Source organism: Kitasatospora sp. NPDC051984 (assembly GCF_044593455.1).
Lineage (GTDB): Bacteria > Actinomycetota > Actinomycetes > Streptomycetales > Streptomycetaceae > Kitasatospora.
The window spans coordinates 49728-64897 of sequence record NZ_JBIUCB010000002.1 but is presented as its reverse complement, the minus strand read 5'-3'; the positions used below and the strand labels follow the sequence as shown (position 1 = coordinate 64897).

At 70.3% G+C, this 15170-nt stretch carries 17 protein-coding genes; 9 read left to right on the top strand and 8 right to left on the bottom strand.

The features are described from left to right. Positions 1-20: 20 nt before the first annotated feature. The 4 genes from ACIHEI_RS04280 to ACIHEI_RS04265 are packed head-to-tail and all read right to left on the bottom strand — an operon-like array spanning position 21 to position 3243. Positions 21-908, bottom strand: a complete 888-nt coding sequence (locus ACIHEI_RS04280; RefSeq protein WP_396605529.1) for an SAM-dependent methyltransferase — start codon at positions 906-908, stop codon at positions 21-23. A 2-nt stretch (positions 909-910) separates the two neighbouring features. After that, entirely contained in the window at positions 911-1558 is a 648-nt protein-coding gene (locus tag ACIHEI_RS04275) for a cysteine hydrolase family protein (RefSeq protein ID WP_396605528.1), read from the bottom strand. Next, positions 1555-2682 carry an isocitrate/isopropylmalate family dehydrogenase gene (locus ACIHEI_RS04270; protein ID WP_387635650.1) on the bottom strand — a complete coding sequence of 376 codons (1128 nt, stop codon included), beginning with the start codon at positions 2680-2682 and terminating at the stop codon, positions 1555-1557. The genes ACIHEI_RS04275 and ACIHEI_RS04270 overlap by 4 nt, the downstream gene beginning before the upstream one ends. A 30-nt stretch (positions 2683-2712) precedes the next feature. Then, positions 2713-3243: an EF-hand domain-containing protein gene (locus ACIHEI_RS04265; protein ID WP_396605527.1), complete on the bottom strand. Its 531-nt coding sequence runs from the start codon at positions 3241-3243 to the stop codon at positions 2713-2715. 396 nt (positions 3244-3639) lie between these two features. Between ACIHEI_RS04265 and ACIHEI_RS04260 the strand changes: the two genes are divergently transcribed. After that, entirely contained in the window at positions 3640-5076 is a 1437-nt protein-coding gene (locus tag ACIHEI_RS04260) for a glyceraldehyde-3-phosphate dehydrogenase (protein ID WP_387635645.1), read from the top strand. A 75-nt stretch (positions 5077-5151) separates the two neighbouring features. Here ACIHEI_RS04260 and ACIHEI_RS04255 read toward each other — a convergent pair whose 3' ends face one another. Beyond that, a complete protein-coding gene (locus ACIHEI_RS04255; RefSeq protein WP_396605526.1) occupies positions 5152-5751 on the bottom strand; it encodes a CGNR zinc finger domain-containing protein in 600 nt (199 codons plus the stop codon). A gap of 128 nt (positions 5752-5879) precedes the next feature. Between ACIHEI_RS04255 and ACIHEI_RS04250 the strand changes: the two genes are divergently transcribed. Continuing rightward, positions 5880-6635: an MBL fold metallo-hydrolase gene (locus ACIHEI_RS04250; protein WP_396605525.1), complete on the top strand. Its 756-nt coding sequence runs from the start codon at positions 5880-5882 to the stop codon at positions 6633-6635. Positions 6636-6642: 7 nt separating this feature from the next. Continuing rightward, a complete protein-coding gene (locus tag ACIHEI_RS04245) occupies positions 6643-7155 on the top strand; it encodes a DinB family protein (RefSeq protein WP_396605524.1) in 513 nt (170 codons plus the stop codon). Positions 7156-7342: 187 nt separating this feature from the next. On the opposite strand, the gene ACIHEI_RS04240 is transcribed toward ACIHEI_RS04245, so the two are convergent. The 3 genes from ACIHEI_RS04240 to ACIHEI_RS04230 are packed head-to-tail and all read right to left on the bottom strand — an operon-like array spanning position 7343 to position 9889. Beyond that, positions 7343-8164 (bottom strand): WbqC family protein, encoded by an 822-nt coding sequence (locus ACIHEI_RS04240; protein ID WP_396605523.1) that lies wholly within the window; start codon positions 8162-8164, stop codon positions 7343-7345. Next, positions 8109-8777 carry a YdcF family protein gene (locus ACIHEI_RS04235; RefSeq protein WP_396605522.1) on the bottom strand — a complete coding sequence of 223 codons (669 nt, stop codon included), beginning with the start codon at positions 8775-8777 and terminating at the stop codon, positions 8109-8111. The genes ACIHEI_RS04240 and ACIHEI_RS04235 overlap by 56 nt, the downstream gene beginning before the upstream one ends. Further along, on the bottom strand, positions 8774-9889 hold the full coding sequence (locus ACIHEI_RS04230) for a hypothetical protein (RefSeq protein ID WP_396605521.1): 1116 nt from the start codon (positions 9887-9889) through the stop codon (positions 8774-8776). The genes ACIHEI_RS04235 and ACIHEI_RS04230 overlap by 4 nt, the downstream gene beginning before the upstream one ends. A 162-nt stretch (positions 9890-10051) precedes the next feature. On the opposite strand from ACIHEI_RS04230, the gene ACIHEI_RS04225 reads away from it, so the two are divergent. From ACIHEI_RS04225 to ACIHEI_RS04200, 6 genes are all read left to right on the top strand, one after another. Further along, a complete protein-coding gene (locus ACIHEI_RS04225; protein WP_396605520.1) occupies positions 10052-10573 on the top strand; it encodes a hypothetical protein in 522 nt (173 codons plus the stop codon). Next, entirely contained in the window at positions 10570-11061 is a 492-nt protein-coding gene (locus ACIHEI_RS04220) for an ATP-binding protein (RefSeq protein WP_396605519.1), read from the top strand. Before ACIHEI_RS04225 ends, ACIHEI_RS04220 begins: the two co-directional genes overlap by 4 nt. A gap of 226 nt (positions 11062-11287) precedes the next feature. Beyond that, the gene (locus ACIHEI_RS04215) at positions 11288-11770 is read left to right on the top strand and encodes an HIT family protein (protein ID WP_387635624.1); all 483 of its coding nucleotides are present in this window, start codon (positions 11288-11290) and stop codon (positions 11768-11770) included. A gap of 2 nt (positions 11771-11772) precedes the next feature. Then, positions 11773-12600 carry a phytanoyl-CoA dioxygenase family protein gene (locus ACIHEI_RS04210; RefSeq protein ID WP_396605518.1) on the top strand — a complete coding sequence of 276 codons (828 nt, stop codon included), beginning with the start codon at positions 11773-11775 and terminating at the stop codon, positions 12598-12600. Beyond that, positions 12597-13544 (top strand): hypothetical protein, encoded by a 948-nt coding sequence (locus ACIHEI_RS04205; protein ID WP_396605517.1) that lies wholly within the window; start codon positions 12597-12599, stop codon positions 13542-13544. The genes ACIHEI_RS04210 and ACIHEI_RS04205 overlap by 4 nt, the downstream gene beginning before the upstream one ends. Positions 13545-13733: 189 nt before the next feature. Then, positions 13734-15131, top strand: coding sequence for a D-arabinono-1,4-lactone oxidase (locus tag ACIHEI_RS04200; RefSeq protein WP_396605516.1), 1398 nt, complete (start codon positions 13734-13736; stop codon positions 15129-15131). Positions 15132-15170 lie beyond the last annotated feature (39 nt).

Genomic DNA, 15170 nt, shown 5'->3' with positions numbered 1-15170 from the left:
TGCCCGGCCCCGTTCGTTCGTCAACGCCCCTTGACGCAGGTGATCCAGCGGTTGGCGGCCAGCGCGTCGTTCTGCTCCCGCCGCGGCGCCCGGGCCAGCCCCGCCGCGTGGTCGAACGGGGTGCGGACGGTGGTCGCCCAGCCGAGCGCGTGCAGGTGCGCCGCGGTGTCCGGGCGGGGCCCGGGTGCGAACAGCGACAGCAGATCGAGGCCGATCCTGGTCCGGGCGGCCTCGTACACCGGGCTGGAGCGCACCTTGGCCGCCTCCAGACCGAGCTTGACCTCGTACGCCAGCGTGGAGCCCGGCGCGCTGAGCTCGTCCAGCGTGCCCGCCACCCGCAGCTCGGCCTCGGCGGGCAGGTACAGGAACAGCCCTTCGGCGAGCCAGGCGACCGGCAGCCGCGGATCCAGCCCCGCGTCCGTCAGCGCCTGCGGCCACGGGCCGCGCAGGTCGACCGGCACGGTGCGGCGGCAGGCCGACGGGACGGCCTCCAGCTCGTCCAGCACCCGCTGCTTGAAGGCCAGCACCTCCTGCCGGTCCAGCTCCCACACGGTGGTGCCGGGCGGCCAGGGCAGGCGGTGCGCGCGCGAGTCCAGGCCCGCGCCGAGCAGCACCACCTGGCGCACCCCGGCCCGGGCGGCCGTCATCAGGTGGGCGTCCAGCACCCGGGTGCGCAGCGCGAAGTAGCTCGCCAGCCGGCCCCACAGCGGGTCGCCCGGGGCGATCTCGTCCGGGTGCCGCGGCCAGTCGGCGCAGCCCGGGTCGGCGCGGACGAAGTGTTCGGCGAACTGGTCGACGGCCAGCGCGTCGGGCCGGCGGGCCTCCAGCGCGCGGGCGTGCGCGACCAGCAGTGCGGTGCGGCCGACGCCGGCGGTGACGCCCGGGTCGTCCAGAACGGTGGCGCTCATGGTCACGACTGCCCTGCCCGGGCGGTAGCGGTGGTCAATTCCGGCAGGACGAAGGGGCGTTCGTCCGCGAGGTCGGTGATCCGGGCGCCGTACACCTTGGCCATGAAATCCAGGATGTCCTGGTCGGCGAGGTGCAGCGAGGCGGTGCAGTCGCTGAGCACGGTGAGGTGGAAGCCGCGCTGGAAGGCGGTGCGGGCCGTGGAGTCGACGCACACGTCGGTGAACACGCCCGCCAGCACCAGGTGCTGGATGCCGCGGGAGCGCAGGTACGGCTCGAACGCGGGGTCGAGGAAGGCGTCGAAGCAGGCGAGCTTGGTGAACACCGCCTCGTCGGGCCGGGGCAGGGCGGCGTGGAACTCGGCGCCCCAGCTGCCCTCCAGGCACTTGGGGCGCTTGCCGAGCGCCGCGTCGCGCCGCTGCCAGGCCGGACCCTGGTGGGCTTCGTCGCCGAGGAAGCGGACGAACAGTACCTCGACGCCGAGCGCGCGGGCCCGGTCGACGGCGGTGGCGGTGCGCTCGGCGACCCGGGCCAGGCGGGCCGGATCCCCGGGGAAGCGGGCGGCGGCGACCTCGCCGGCGCAGAAGTCGTTCTGTACGTCGACGACCACCAGGGCCGTCGGTGTGGCGGTGGTTGCGGCGGTGGTACTCACCGGGCGCCCGCCCGATCGGTGCCCGAGGAGGCGGCGACGCGTGCCGAGCCGGACCTGGCGGCGGGCACGAAGGGCTTTAACGCCACCCGGAGCTCGCCCAGCACCGCGTCCACCACCTCGGTGGTGCCGGCGGTGCCGCCGAGGTCGGGCGTGCGGGCCCCGCGGGCCTGGGCGGCGGCCAGCGCCGCCTCGACGGCGGCCTCGGCGCCCGGACAGTCCGCGTGGCGTTCGGCGATCCGGGCGGCGGCCCGGACGGTGGCGACGGGGTTGACCACGTCGAGGCCGGCCAGCGCGTCGGCCGAGCCGTGCACCGTCTGGTACTCGGTGAGGCCGTTCAGCTCCGGGTGGAGGTTCACGTTCTCGGTGCAACGATTCTCCTGCCGCTCCGAGCCGTACCGGTCGAGCAGCACCACGTGCATGATGTCGGCCCATTCGTTGCCCGCGACCAGCACGGTGCGGTCCTCCGGGCCGTTGGTGATCAGATTCCGGTTGACCGTGTCGGGCTGGAACAGCGTGATCTCGATGCCGAGTTCGGCGGACAGGTCGGCCGCCCAGTCGTCCAGCGCGCCGTCCAGCAGGTGGAACTTGTAGGCCATCTGCACCCGCGCGGGCCCCTCCGGCCACAGGTCGTGGGCCCGGCGGACCGCGTAGCGCACCACCTGTTCGGTGACGGCGCGGCTGAACTCCATGGTGCGCACCACCTTGCCGGGGGTGTGCTGGTTCTCGCCGGTGTAGAAGCCCTGGGCCTGGTCGCGGACCAGCAGCAGCCGGGCGCCGGCCGCGTCCAGCGGCTCGACCTTGACGGCGGCGAGGCGCTGGCGCACCAAGTACAGCGACTGGGCGTTGATCGCGGTGCGGAACACGGCCCGGACGCCGGCCGCCGCCTGCTCGCGGCAGAACTGCTCGTAGTGCGCGGCGTCCTGCGCGGTGATCCGGGTGATCTCGGCGGTGTCGGCGTACTCGGCACGCAGCGAGAGGTACGAGTGGTAGAGCCGCGGTGACCGCACCAACTCGGCCTCCACACCGTGCAGTCGGGTGATCCGGCGGAGCACCCGTTCGAAAACGGAGGCGAGGTCCGGGCCGGTGCCGTGGCCGACGGCCAGGGCGATGAGCGGTGCGGTCAAAACGGGCTCCTTCAAAAACGGAGGAAGAGGTCAGAGCGGATTCGGGACCAGGCGGTCGCCGGCGATGCCGACCTTCTCGGGCGAGTAGTAGTCGCGAATGCCCTGGGCCCATACCCGGACCGTGATCCGGTCGGTGGCATCCGGGCCGAAGGCGTCGAACAGGGCCTCGATATTGGGCTTGTCGAAGCCGATCGCGGTCATCAGGGCGAGGAAGCGGGGCCGTTCGATCAGGCCGTCGCCGTCCGGGTCACCGAGCGCGGCCAGCGCGTCGGCGAACACGGCGGCGGTGGCGCCGAACAACTCCGGATTGAGGACGAAGCCGCGGAACTCGGTGGGGGTGATCAGGCCGTTGCCGTCGATGTCCAGCGTCTTGGCCATCACCTCCCAGTAGTTGCTGATGCTGTCGGCCAGCGCCTGCCGGTCGGCCTCCGACGAGTCGCCGGCGACGGCCAGGACGCGCTCGGTCATCAGGTCGAAGTCCTCGGCGTCGAGCACCCCGTTGTCGTTGGCGTCGAACAGGGTGAACACCAGCGCGGCCCGCTGGTAGGCCAGGTGTGGCATTGACGGCCGTCCCTTCCTCACGGCGGCCCGGCCTCGGACGGCCGGACCTGCACCCCCGCATCGGGCGGCCGCCCGGCCGGGGCTCCCACTCTCCTCCATCCACAGGTGCCAAGTGGCCGAAAATGATGAGACATCACCCCCCGGGGTGATGAATTCGACGTGGGTGAGCTTGGTCACGCCCCGTCGGGCCCGAAATAGAGCTGACATCGCGTCAGATTCGGTACCGAGCTGCACCGGAGCGGTCGAAGAGTGTCGCGGGTGTGGTCGCGATCACGTCCGCGGCGGCCCTTCGCGGCGTACCACCGCTGGTCAGCGGGGGGACCGCCCCCCGCCCGCGGGCCGGGCGAAGCTAGCATGGGGGCGCCTAGCTCTGGCTCTACCCTCGAAAGTTGAATTGTGACTGTCAACGACGACGTGTTCACGGACTGGAAGAACCGCGAGGAGCTCGCGGAGTCGATGATCCCGATCATCGGGAGGCTGCACCGCGAGCGGGACGTCACCGTCCTGCTGCACAGCCGCTCCCTGGTGAACAAGTCGGTGGTCAGCATCCTGAAGACCCACCGCTTCGCCCGCCAGATAGCCGGCGAGGAGCTCTCGATCACCGAGACCTTCCCGTTCCTTCAGGCGCTCACCGCCCTCGATCTCGGCCCGTCCCAGATCGACCTGGGCCTGCTCGCCGCCGCGTACCGTGCGGACGACCGCGGCCTGAGCGTCGAGGAGTTCACCGCCGAGGCCGTGGCCGGCGCCACCGGCGAGAACAAGCTGGAGCGCCAGGCGCCCCGCGACGTGGTCCTGTACGGCTTCGGCCGGATCGGCCGCCTGCTGGCCCGCCTGCTGGTCGAGAAGGCCGGCGGCCTGCGACTGCGCGCCATCGTGGTCCGCAGCGGCGGTGCCGACGACCTGGTCAAGCGCGCCTCGCTGCTGCGGCGCGACTCGATCCACGGCCAGTTCCAGGGCACCATCACCGTGGATGAGGCGACCAACACCATCGTCGCCAACGGCAACGCGATCCAGGTGATCTACTCGAACGACCCCAGCGAGGTGGACTACACCGCCTACGGGATCGACGACGCGATCCTGATCGACAACACCGGCCGCTGGCGCGACCGCGAGGGCCTGTCCAAGCACCTGCGCCCCGGCATCGCCAAGGTCGTGCTGACCGCCCCCGGCAAGGGTGACGTCCCGAACATCGTGCACGGCGTCAACCACGACACCATCAAGCCGGACGAGCAGATCATCTCCTGCGCGTCCTGCACCACCAACGCGATCGTCCCGCCGCTGAAGGCGATGGAGGACGAGTACGGCGTGCTCCGCGGCCACGTGGAGACCGTCCACTCGTTCACCAACGACCAGAACCTGCTGGACAACTACCACAAGGCCGACCGTCGCGGCCGTTCCGCGCCGCTCAACATGGTCATCACCGAGACCGGTGCCGCCTCCGCCGTCGCGAAGGCCCTGCCGGACCTCAAGGCGAAGATCACCGGCAGCTCGATCCGCGTCCCCGTGCCGGACGTCTCGATCGCCATCCTCAACCTGCAGCTGGCCCGCGAGACCACCCGCGAGGACGTTCTCGACCACCTGCGCGAGGTGTCGCTGACCTCCCCGCTGAAGCGGCAGATCGACTTCATCGACTCGCCCGACGCGGTCTCCAGCGACTTCATCGGCTCCCGCCACGCCTCCATCGTGGACGCGGGCGCGACCAAGGTCGAGGGCGACAACGCGATCCTCTACCTGTGGTACGACAACGAGTTCGGCTACTCCTGCCAGGTCGTCCGGGTCGTCCAGCACGTCTCCGGCGTCGAGTACCCGACCTTCCCCCGGTCGGCCGTCTGACGCGCGCGCTCCGGTAGGTCCGCGGACCCCGTTCGGCCCTCGTGGCCGGGCGGGGTTCGTTTTTTTGTCCGCCCGTCAACTCTTGCTCGTGGCACGCTTCTTGGCGTAGGCGCGGGCGGCGCGGACGCGGTCGCCGCAGCGGGTCGAGCACCAGTGCCGGGAGGCGTGGGTGCGGACGTAGAACCTGCTGCACGGGGTGCCGCCGCAGGCCGCCAGCCGATCGGCGTCCGGGCCGGTGAGCAACTCGGCGGCGTCGGCGGCGAGTTGGGCCATCGCGTGGTCGGCGATCCGGTCGGCCGGGTGCGGGAGGGCGCGGTGCAGTCCCCGTTCGGGGTCCCAGTGCAGCAGTGCGGTGGACGGGGTGGTGGTGAGGGCGGCGTTGATTGTGGTGAGTGCTTTTGCCGGCGCCGGCTGCCCCGTGCTGCGGGCTTCGATCAACTCCCTTACCGCTGCGCGTAGTTCATGCAGCCGGTCGGTGCAGGGCCGGTATATCCGGCCGCCGGCCGGGGCGAGCTCGTGGTCGATCAGCCAGGCGGTGGCCGCCTCCGGTGAGCCGAGCAGGTCGAGCGGGCCGGTGGGCAGGCTGAGCAGCGAGTTGGCGAAGTCCAGCGCCGGGTACTGCTCGGCGCCCGGGGCGGGGGAGTTGGTGTCGGTGCGCTGGCTCATGACCCTCATGGTAGAGGCCTTCCCCGCAGGTGAGGAGTGCTCTCGCCGTCCCTTCTCACGGAAAAGCTTGCGGGTTGCCGTGATGGGCCGTTAGATTCCTCTCACGGTAAACCGCTCTCTCTCCCGTGAGGTGTGTCATGGCTGCTGTCCCCGCCGTCCAGGTCTTCGGAGGCCCCACCGCGCTCATCGAGTACGGCGGCCTGCGCCTGCTCACCGACCCCACCTTCGACGCCCCCGGCGAATACCCGCTCCCGCGCGGCGGCGCCCTGGTCAAGACCCACCCCGGCACGGCCGACCCCGCCGACCTCGGCCCGATCGACGCCGTCCTGCTCTCCCACGACGAACACCCCGACAACCTCGACCACAGCGGCCGCAAGTTCCTCGACGGCGTCCCCCTCACCCTCACCACCCGCGGCGGCGCGGAGCGCCTCGGCGGCACCGCGAAGGGCCTCGCCCCCTGGCAGAGCGTCGAGTTGACCGGCCGTGACGGCATTCCCGTGACCATCACCGCCGTCCCCGCCCAGCACGGCCCCGACGGCTGCGAGCCCGTCACCGGCGAGGTCATCGGCTTCGTCCTCACCGGCCCCGGCCTGCCCGTCGTCTACGTCTCCGGCGACAACGCCTCCCTCGACGTCGTCGAACGGATCGCCCAGCGCTACGCCCCCGTCGACACCGCCGTCCTCTTCGCCGGCGCGGCCCGCACCGGCCTGTTCGACAACGCCCTCCTCACCCTCGACAGCACCCACGCCGCCGAAGCCGCCCGCCTCCTGGGCGCCCGCCGCGTCGTCCCCGTCCACTTCGACAGCTGGGCCCACTTCACGGAGGGCCGCGAAGCGCTCGTGGCCGCCTTCGCCACCGCGGGACTGGCCGAGGTCCTCGACCTCTCGCGATAATCGGCCGATGACCACCATCGAACGTCCGCTACCGCCCCTGAACGCCGACGAGCGCACCACGCTCGAAAGCTGGCTCGAGTTCCACCGCGTGACACTCGTCATGAAATGCGAGGGCCTGAACGACGAGCAGGCGGCCGCCACATCAGTGCCACCGTCCGACTTCACCCTGATCGGACTCGTCCAGCACATGGCAGAGGTGGAACGGAACTGGTTCCGCCGAGTCCTCGCCGGGGAACAGGCCCCGCCCATCTACGACCCGGAGGCCGACCCCGACGGCCCCGACGGCGGCTTCGACCTCGCCGAAGGCGCCACCCTGGCCGACGCCCTCGCCACCTGGCGCGCGGAGATCGCCCGCACCCGCGAGCTCTGCGCCGCCCGCGCTCTCACGGACACCGGCCGCTTCATGGATCAGGACGTCAGCCTCCGCTGGATCTACGTCCACATGATCGAGGAGTACGCCCGCCACAACGGCCACGCCGACCTCCTCCGCGAACGCATCGACGGCACCACCGGCGTGTAACCCGGCCCGGGCGGCGCCGCCCAAGTCGCGTACCGCATTGGGTACTTGGACCCGGCAGGCGAACGCGGCAGGCCGGCCGCCGACGACAGCGGGCAGGCCGTCCCCGGCGGCCGGGGACCATCCCGGCTGCCGAGCGTCTTGCGAATGAGACCGGGCGAGGTGATGTTGCCCTCCGGGCTCCGGCATGTCAGGGGCGAGAGGCGGGAACAATTCCACCTCGTCGCTCCTGATCTGCCGGTCGCCGGGCAGCCTCGGCGAGCGCTTCCGCGAAGCCAACCGTTCCTAGCGCAGCGAGCGTGTGCAGTGCTGACATTCGGCGGCTGCCGCTCCAAGGACCCCCGGAAGGTGTGAGGAACGGTTCGACCAGCACGCCGGCAGCGTTGAACGGGCCGTGATCGAGGTACCGGAGTCCGCCTGGGCCGCAGAGGTACGTGGTCGCGCCCGTGACTGTTGCGAGATTGGCGAGCCGCTGCGAACGCCCGCGGCGGGCTGGGAGCTGACTGCTGCGGATGATCCGGCCGTGCCAGCCCAGTAGGTCGAGGAGGACCCTGGTGGAGTTCTCCGCCACGAACGAGGTGCGGTCTGAGCTGGCGAACGCCGTAAGTACGCGCTCCAGGACATCATTGACGTGCCGCCAGTGACGGCTGCGCCGGTAGCAGTGGCGGATCGCCTGTGCGGTCTGGTCACGGCTGCGCTGCTGGTTGATCAGTTGGGCGTCGCGGATCAAGGTGGCGCGGCCGTTGGGGAGATGGGTGGCCAGGCTCAGCCAGTGCTGCTGGCCGGGGCGGTCGAGTGGGGCGATGCGGGCGCGGTGCTGGTAGTCGCGGCGGGCGAACTGGACGTCGTCGAGGACGATCCAGTAGTTCGCCGCGAAGATCTTGGCCAGGGTGCTGAGCCGGGGCAGGAAGTTGGGCTGGTGGATCGCGCAGACCCCGCCCGGCCGAGGGGGAGGGTCAGTTGAGGAGGCGGCTGGTGAAGCCGTCTCGGACAAGAGCTTGGTAGGCGTCATGCACGTCCCCCGGGACTTCCTGCTCGACGGCGAAGCCGAGCTTCGGATACTCGATCACCCGCTGCAGGTCCCCGACGAGCATCTCGGCGACCTTGCGTTCGTCGCCCATGCCCTTGAGGTAGTCGTCGAAGTCGATCGGCTGGGAGGCGCACACGATCTCGATCTCGGGCCAGACCTTGCGGGTGGTGGCGTACGCGCGTCGTTCCATGTACGGCATGGCGATCAGCATCAGCGTGCTCGGGCGGATGCCGGCCTCGGCCATGACCTGGCGGGAGAGGGTGATGTTCTGGCCGGTGTTGGTGGCGTTCGGCTCGATGAGGATCGCGTCGGCCGATACGCCGAGGTCGACGGCGTGCTCGCGGAAGTGGACTGCCTCGCCGCGCGGGAAGCGTTCGGGGGCGGTGGGGTTCGGACCGCCGGAGAAGACCAGAATCGGGAAGAGGCCGGCGCGGAACAACTCGGCGCTGTAGGCGGGCACGCCCAGGTCGTGGCTGCCCAGGGCGATGGCCGCGTCGCAGGGGCGGAGCTGGTGGTGCATCTGGTGATAGTCCCAGATCAGCTGGGCAGCCTCGCGCTGGTGGTCGGTCAGGCCGGGCTTGTCGTCGTACGTCACGCGCTCTCCCTGGTCACCGTGGCCGGGGGCTGGGCAGCCCACGGAATGAGGGTCTTAATGCCTTCGATAGCGCGGAGTTGGTGGCTGAGGCTGAACTGAGCCGCCACTGCCGCCGCTTGGTCGAGGACATGGAGACCATCATCTACGGTCGCCGGATCGGAGAGCAGGATGTGCCCGTGCGCGGTGTCCAGGCGCACGCGCTGCATCGGGGTGTCGGTCGTACCGGTGGCGCGGGCGGTGTCGATGAACTGCAGGGCGCGGGTCAGGTCGCCGGAGCCGCGGTACGCCAGGGCCAGCTTCTGTTGGGCGACGGACCAGTCCTCGGGCTCGCTGAGATCCTCGAAGTCGCGACTTGCGGCGAGCATGACCCGGGCCGCGAAGTCCTGGTTGCCGTCCTTGCTGAGCGCGGTCCCGACCCAGAGCCGGGCGCGGGCGCGGTCGCGGCGCGAGAGTCGCTCGTCGAGGGCGAGGGCCTCGTAGCGGCGGGCTGCGGCGTCCAGCTTGCCGGACATCTCGGCCACGACCGCCTGCGACAGTTCGATCTGTGCGATTCGGCGCGGAATGTCGAGCTGGGTGAAGATCTGACGGGCCTTGGCGTAGGCGTGCTGCGCGGACATCGGGCCGATGAGCACGCCTTGGTCGCGGTAAAGGTCGGCCTCCAGGACGGTGCTGCGGCCGAGCAGGTACAGCCCGCGGTCGTCCAGTTCATCGACCGGCCAGCGGGTGCTCCAACGGGAGAGCAGGCTGTGGGCGAAGCCGAAGTTCTGCCGGTTGAGCGCCACGACGGAGCGTTCCAGGTCTTCGGCCCAGGTCTCGTACTCCCACAGGCGCGGACCGGCTGCCGTGATCCGAGGCGGATGGCCCGTGGCCTGGCCGGCCTCGGAGAGAAGCACCTCGAAGCGCATGTGGACAGCTGGCTCGGCCCGAGTGAGCACCGTGTCGAGGATGGCCTGGTTGTCGGGGTAGGGCTCGGTCTTGGCGCGGTGCTTCTCCCACTTGGCGACCGTGCGAGGAGCGACGCCCAGGTGCTCGGCGAAGCCCCGAACGCTCATCCGTAAGGCGGCGCGCAGAGCAGCGGCCTCAAGCCCAGTCCAACGGTGCACCGTCGCCATGTCGTTGCCTCCCTTCGCACACATCGAAGCACCGCAGACGCAGCCGGTGGGCCAGAAGTGCAGCGAAAGTGCAACAGGTGGTCATTCCCGCGAGGACCAGTTCGGCGGCACGCTCAAGGCATCCCTAACAACCCGTTTCCCACGGTGAAGGACGGTCTGCCCATGGAACCGCTGACCGAGCACCGCTCCCTCAACAGCCCCGTCGTCTACGGGTTCCTGCACCTGGTCAAGGCACCCGCCGGACGCGACGGCGCGCTCACGGCGGCGCTCGCCGAGTACTGCGGCCAGCACGAGCTGCTGCTCGGCGCCGTGTTCGTCGAGCGTACGGCACCGGCCCAGGGCGAGCGCTCCGCCGCCTTCAGCGGTCTGCTCGATGTCCTGGCCCTCCCCGACACGTACGGAGTGGTCCTGCCCGCCGCCTCGCACCTCGGCCCGCGAACCCTCGCCACCGCCCGCAGCACGGGGCTCACCGAGGCCGGCATCCGCATCCTTCTGCTCCGTCCGCGCAGCCGAGGCCGTGGCCCCGTCCCGATCTTCCCGCCCATGCCCAAGCGCAGCCGCCGCGACCGTGTACGAGAGGTCAGAGCCCGGCACGAGCACAGCGACTGGCAGGCATGGCCCGATGCCGACGACCCCGAGCAGCCCACCGGCACCGCCGAGGACCAACAGCTGGAGGAGTCATGACCAACGACGACGTCCTGCGAGCGGTTTGGCCGCTCACACCGTTCGACGGTGCGGTGGGCTTCGCTCGTAGGCTCGTGATCGCCACCTTGCGCCTATGGGGCTTCGAACTGGGCGACCGGGCCGATGACGTGGTCCTGCTGGTCAGTGAACTGCTCACCAACGCGTTCACCTACGGTGGTGGCCAGCCCGTCACGCTCGGCCTGTACGCCAGCCGCAGCGAGCACGCCCTGACCCTCGACGTGCTCGACGGAAGCAGCAACCACCCCGAACTCCGGACCGTGGCCGACGAAGCCGAGCACGGACGCGGCCTGTTCATCGTCGATCACCTCACGGCCGGCTGCTGGACCTCGCAAGCAACCGACCACGGCAAGCGGGTCGTGGCCACACTGACTCTGGCTGCCCAGCCGAGTGCCGCGCAACCGGAGCAACTTCGCCAGCGGATCCAGGCCGCGCGGCCCCGCCCCCTCGTCTTCCGCTTCTCCACCTGAGCTGGGGTAACCCGGCGAACACCGCAGCCGGGCCGATCGACGGCACTTCTTCGACATGTTCCCCCCACAGAGGATCAGCCGCCGACCAGCCCACCATCCGGGCACCGCCCCGAGCACCGATCGCCCACGGGCCATGTCGCCATGCCCGCCTGGCACTCCGGCTCGCAGGCAGCGCCCCCAGAGAAAGGCTACTTACATCGTGTCCTTGAGCTTCGATCCCCGGTGGTTGTCCCGATACGCGGCACAAGATCTGGTCGGCAACGCGGAGTCCTCCTGCGTCTTCTGCGGCATCGGCCGCGGCGAGGCGGAGGCCCACGTCATAGCCGAGACGCCGGACACCTTGTGCTTCCTGGACCACCTCCCAGCGACCTACGGGCACGTCCTCGTCGTTCCAAAGCAGCACTTCCAGGACCTGTTCGACATCCCCGAAAAGTTGTTTCAGCACGTCATGGCGACCGCGAAGCAGGTGGCGAACGCCCTGCGGGACTCCTGCGGCGCCTCTGGTATCAACCTGGTCCACGCCACCGGCCGGGCCGCTCACCAGACCGTCTTCCACTTCCACGTCCACGTCGTGCCGCGCTACGACGGCGATTCGATCATCGTCTTCCCTCGGCTGGCCGATCCGGCTCGCAAGCACGAGGTCGCACAGCGCCTGCGTACGGCCCTCAACAACCCGCTGCCGCCCAAGGCCGAAACAGAAAGCAGCTAACCGTGACGAGTTCACCGGACGACGCCGTCGCCCAGTTCACCGCACAGGGCTTCGTGCTCCTCAAGCGGGTCGTCCCCGACCGCGTCGTCAGCATGCTGGACACGGCCGTCCGCAGGCTCACCGACGATCGCGGCCCCGACCTGACGCACAGCTCCTTCAACACGAACCCGGCCCTGATCCACGTACGCGACGCCGCGAACACTATCGCCGAGTACCACCTGCTCTTCGAGTGCGGAGCCCTGATGTCCGTCCCCCATCGGATCCTCAACGGGTCGCTCCAGGTCCTGGGCACCGAGGTGCTGCGGCGGGGGATCTACCAGGAGGCCCACGAGCCGTGGCACCGCGACTCCGGGTCCTACCTGGAGCGTCCGTACGACGAGCTCAACGGACCGCTGCACCTCAAGGCCCAGGTGTTCTTCACCGACACGCGCCCCAAGGACAGCGGCAACCTCGTGCTCATTCCCGGCTCCCACCGGTGGCCGGCCGACCACAAGGACGACGCCTACTGGAAGACGGCGAACAACGCCCTCGCCCGGGGCGCGCTTCCCGAGGGCGCCCTGAGCATCCACGCGGCACCCGGCGACGCGGTCGTCTTCGGCAACACCATGTGGCATGCGGTACTGCCCAACCGGACCCAGGAGCGACGCAGCGCCATCATCCGCTTCGGGCAGGCGTGGCTGCGCCCGTACGACCACCCCTGCGACCCCGCCACCGCAGCCGGCCACCTCTCCGCCGAGAGCCGGCGGTTGCTGGGCTACCACTCGAACACGGTCAACCCAGTGGACCTGTACAAGGACCCGACGAGCACCGAGAGCTGGAGCGCGCGATGACCAAGTCGCCGCAGGTCGTCACCGTGCTCGGGGCAACCCGGAACTTCTTCAAGGTCGGCCACTACACGCTGCGCCGACTTGCCGCCGACGCACCGCAGCTGATGCTACGCCTGGCCATTCCGGAAGCCCGGATCGCCGGACGCGCCGTGAGCGACATCGACGTGCAGCTCCGGGACTGGGAACCGGCACAACCCGCCTCGCTGGTCGAGGCGTTGGCCGGGACGGACACCTTGCTGATGGTGCCTCCGATCGACCGGCGCGTCGACATCGGCGGGATGTACCTGCGGGCTGCGCAGAAGGCCGACGTGAAGGAGATCGTCTGTCTGGGCGTCCAGTTCACCCCAGGGCAGTGCACGATGGCCGACGAAGCGGCAGCGCTGGAAGCACTCCTGGAGAAGTCCGGGATCGCGTTCGACGTCGTCCAACTGCCCATGTTCCTGGAGAACATCCTTTACCAGTGCCAGTCGATCGCCGAGGCAGGGTCGTTCACCTTCCCCGTCGACGTCGACCGCCCGTTCTCCTACATCAGCTGCGACGACGCCGCCGAGCTGTTCTGCCGCAAGATCCTCTCTCCCGACTCGGTCAACCTGAGCGGTGCCCTGATGAGCCACCACGTGCAGGCGACCTGCGCCCAGTGGGCGTCGGCCCTCAGCGAGGTCTGCGGGCGGCCGATCACGTTCGCGAGTCAGACGGATGAGCACTTCGTGGCCAGCCTGGCCAAGTACGGGATGCGCCGCGAGGCCGCAGTGCAGGTCCTCGGCCTGTGGGAGCGGATCAGTTCCGACGGGGACGCCCCGGCGACCGGGAGCGCCGAGCAGCTCCTGGGGCGGCCCACGACCGACCTGGAGACGTGGACGAAGGCCCACACCTGCTGCTTCGGCCCCGCCTTCACCTCCTGCCCCCACCCGCACCCGCCCACGCAGCACATGTTCGGCCCCGCCTGAGAAGCGGGCGCGACCGGGAAGCGGCGCGGGCCCCGCGCGGGCCCGCGCCGCACCACCTTCGCCGCCTCCCGCCTGCGGCCACGGCCGCGGGGGTACGACGGCGAGTTCGAGCAGAGGCATCCCGGCACCGGGACACGGCGGACGCTGTCCGCCCCTCGGTGCCGACCGAGACCACTGAGGACTTCTCCTATGACTCTCACCAACTGGGGCGGCAACGTCACCATCGCCGCCCGCGACGGCTGGACGCGCATCACGTCCCTGGAACAGCTGGAGTCGATGCTGACGCGCGAGGAAGGAACAGTGCGCGTCCTCGGGTCCAGGTTCACCTACCCGGCCCAGCTGCGGTGCCCGGACGGGACTCACGGCATCCTCCTGGACCTCCCCGGTCGCGGGGCCGGTCGGCTGCGGGGCGAGCACCTCTACGTCACCGGAGACACGCTGCTCGAAGACGTGTGGCGGGCGTTCGACAGCCACGGACTGGAACCGGCTGCCTGCCCGCCCGTGATCACGAGGCAGACGGTCGCTGGCGCCCTCGCCACCGGCACCCACGCGCAGGGTCTGTCCGGCGGTACCTTCTCCGACTGCGTGGCAGCCATCGAGCTCATGGACGGCACGGGCACCCTGCACCAGCTCACCCCCAGTGACGCCGACTTCGACGCTGCCATCCTCAACCTCGGGTGCCTCGGCGTGGTCGTCGGCCTGGAACTGCGCGGCCGACCGGCAAACAAGTGGCTCTGCACCCGTTTCACCGCCGCCGAGGACAGCCTGCCCGAGCGCTACGCCGCCTGGAACCGCGAATCCGTAGCTGCCAAGAGCTGGTGGTTCACCGAGCACCAAGTCGTGCATACCTGGCTCACCCACGACGACAGCTGGACGCCCACGGACTCCGCTGCCCAAGATCCAGCCGACCTGGACCGCATCGTGGCACGCACCCGCCGTCAGTTGATGGCCGACATCGGCGACGGCCAGGGCCCGACACCGGCCGCACAGACGCTGGAGAAGTTCCTCGGCGCGACCGACTCCAAGGGGACGTTCCACGAGATCTTCAAGAACGGCATCCCGGCCCCGCAGCTGAACATGGAGATCGCCGTCCCGCTGGACGCCGTGCCCAAGGCGTACGCCGGCCTCAAGGAACTCCTGCACGTCTCCCCGTACAAGCTGCACTACCCCGTCATCCTGCGCACTACCGGCCCTGCCCGCGGCCACCTGAGTCCCGCGCGGGCAGCCCAGGCCACGTACTTCGGCTTCGTGTCCTACATGACCGCCGAGGGGTTGATCGCTGCCGCGCGCCCGCTGTTCGACGACATCCAGCGCCTGCTCTACGGGCTGGGCGGAAGGCCGCACTGGGGCAAGTACTTCACCCCGGAATTGCTGCCCGCCTCCAACGCCGACGGCTTCCCCGAGTTCTGCCGCGCCGTCCGCAGGTTCGACCCGCGCCGACGCTTCGAGAACGACACCTTTTACCGAACGCTCGGGCTCTCCCCGGCACGCCCCCGGACCGATGAACCGGCGCCATCCGGAGGCTCCGGCCTGCCGAGCGAGCGGACGGAACCCTGCCCGGTCGCACCCGCAAGGCGCCAACAGTGAATCGCCCCAGCGCTACCGCCGTACTGTCGGTGCCGGTCC

Coding starts and splice junctions, on each gene's coding strand:
- ACIHEI_RS04250 (WP_396605525.1), top strand. CDS start 5,880: ATGGCTGCTGTCCCCGCCGTCCAGGTCTTCGGAGGCCCCACCGCGCTC.
- ACIHEI_RS04245 (WP_396605524.1), top strand. CDS start 6,643: ATGACCACCATCGAACGTCCGCTACCGCCCCTGAACGCCGACGAGCGC.
- ACIHEI_RS04280 (WP_396605529.1), bottom strand. CDS start 908: ATGAGCGCCACCGTTCTGGACGACCCGGGCGTCACCGCCGGCGTCGGC.
- ACIHEI_RS04205 (WP_396605517.1), top strand. CDS start 12,597: ATGACCAAGTCGCCGCAGGTCGTCACCGTGCTCGGGGCAACCCGGAAC.
- ACIHEI_RS04240 (WP_396605523.1), bottom strand. CDS start 8,164: ATGACGCCTACCAAGCTCTTGTCCGAGACGGCTTCACCAGCCGCCTCC.
- ACIHEI_RS04265 (WP_396605527.1), bottom strand. CDS start 3,243: ATGCCACACCTGGCCTACCAGCGGGCCGCGCTGGTGTTCACCCTGTTC.
- ACIHEI_RS04255 (WP_396605526.1), bottom strand. CDS start 5,751: ATGAGGGTCATGAGCCAGCGCACCGACACCAACTCCCCCGCCCCGGGC.
- ACIHEI_RS04220 (WP_396605519.1), top strand. CDS start 10,570: ATGACCAACGACGACGTCCTGCGAGCGGTTTGGCCGCTCACACCGTTC.
- ACIHEI_RS04230 (WP_396605521.1), bottom strand. CDS start 9,889: ATGGCGACGGTGCACCGTTGGACTGGGCTTGAGGCCGCTGCTCTGCGC.
- ACIHEI_RS04225 (WP_396605520.1), top strand. CDS start 10,052: ATGGAACCGCTGACCGAGCACCGCTCCCTCAACAGCCCCGTCGTCTAC.
- ACIHEI_RS04200 (WP_396605516.1), top strand. CDS start 13,734: ATGACTCTCACCAACTGGGGCGGCAACGTCACCATCGCCGCCCGCGAC.